At 64.2% G+C, this 1,791-nt stretch carries 1 protein-coding gene; it reads left to right on the top strand.

All coding sequences use genetic code 11. The features are described 5' to 3' along the window. Positions 1 to 144: 144 nt before the first annotated feature. Positions 145 to 576 carry a hypothetical protein gene (locus ACFXOA_RS30760; RefSeq protein WP_385035206.1) on the top strand — a complete coding sequence of 144 codons (432 nt, stop codon included), beginning with the start codon at positions 145 to 147 and terminating at the stop codon, positions 574 to 576. Positions 577 to 1,791: the final 1,215 nt, after the last annotated feature.

The raw sequence follows: 1,791 nt of genomic DNA, 5'->3' as shown, positions 1-1,791 counted from the left end.
CATCGCCGGACTCATCGAATTCCACCTGACCTTCCTTTCCGTCGCGGTCCCCGGACAGCGCGACTGGTGCGCAAGCTAAATCCCCAACCGGGCGGCGGGAAAATCCCGCCGCCCCCACCCACCAAAAGGAAAGAGGAAAAAACAATGGGGATTCTCCTCGCAGTTCCGAGCGACCGCGACCGCAATAAGGCCCTGGACATCTTCGACCGAGTAACCGAAAAAGCAGGAAACGGAAACCACTACCTCACCATCGGCGTATCAGGAATCGGTGGCGACGCGACCGCCGTATTCCCCTTCATGCAGGACGACGAGGGAATGGCAGCCAGCCTCAGCGCCCTGCACGCGTTCTGCGACCTCCTCGCCACCGCCGTTTCCGGAGGACACTCCAGCGGCCTCGTGCTCCGCACCATGGGACAGCCGCAGACCGTGCGCGCCTGGCGCTTCACCGACGGCGACCCGCTCCCCCTCAACCGCGCCGAGGCATTCAACGCCTACACCGACCGCCCGGATTTCTCCGGGCCCGCCATCCCCCTCCCCGGCACGGAATACGCCGACGCCCCCGTAATCCACATCTAGACCCCCGCAGGGGCGGGGGCAATTCCCCCGCCCCACCCCCACCGAAGGAAAAAGAAATGACGAGAGTCGCTCTCCCGAAGCGCTACGAATTCGGCGCACCAGACACTGAATGCCGGTACCCCGTTCTCCTCCCAAACGGGAAGTTCATCGGGCACGTCTTCCGATGGCACCGCGCCTGGTACGCCGTCCCCGCCGGAATGGACATCGTAATCCGAGTGTCCGCCGGGGCGATCGGAAAGGATACTGCCGCCGAATACCTCTGCGAAGAATTCGCCGCCGGGCTGCTGACACCACTGACGGAGGCTCCAAACCAGCCCAGCGCAGAAAGGGGCACCGGACCTGCTCCCCTGCTGCACCCGAGAATGAACAAGCCGCGCAACCGAGCCGCCGCCCTGACGGCCGTACAGGGGCTCTCTGAACTCCAGTGGACCCCGCTTGGCGGATACCCCGGAGCGGATAACCCCTGGCTTCTCTCCTGCGACCGCTGCGAATGGGTCGGCGTGAAATACTGGTCCCACCTGCGCGGCCGAAAGGGAAATCCGCCGTCACCCTTCCGGCTGTCGAGGCTCGGTGAACCTGCGCAGTGTCCAAGCTCCTGACCTCGTTTTATGCAGTTCGGGTGAGCCGTTTTTCGGCTGGGTGGCTCACTGAATCTGCGCAGGGTCGGGGTGGTCCAGGCGTCTGACCTGTGGTCTTTTTGGCTACAGGCGGGGCTGTGCAGGTTGGTTGAGTACTGCGCAGGTTCAGCGATCCCCGGTATGTGGTGGCTGGACGGTGGTAGACCAGATTCACGTTTCTTACCCAGGCTCCGAAGTGATGCAGAGTGGTGTGTGCTGAGTCCAGTTCTTAGCTGCGGCCGGGAATGAGGCACACGGCTCGCGTCCCGGCCTCCGCGACGACCGCCCCCTCTTGCTGGTGCGCAGTTGTCTGTGACGGCGGGTCGAATGCTGCGGTAGGTGTCGTCCGGGGCTAGGCCTGCCCGCACTGCGGAGCCGTGCGGACAGGCCCCCACCACCCCTTGACCTCTCGTCACGTCCGGGGCCCGCAGGCGCCGGACCCAGTCGTGCCGTTCTCCGGTGTGGTGCGAGAATTCCGGAGGAATTCCCAACCCCATTCCGGAGGAATGGGGTTAAAAGCCCGTAGGGCTTTCTGAAAGCCCGTAGGGCTTTATCGTCTTTACGACCCGTAGGGTCGTGCGTCGTTCCTCCGGAGGAG

Source organism: Streptomyces sp. NPDC059166, from assembly GCF_042755185.1.
GTDB lineage: Bacteria > Actinomycetota > Actinomycetes > Streptomycetales > Streptomycetaceae > Streptomyces.
Note: the sequence above shows the minus strand (reverse complement) of the source record. Positions and strands in the feature narration are given on the sequence as shown.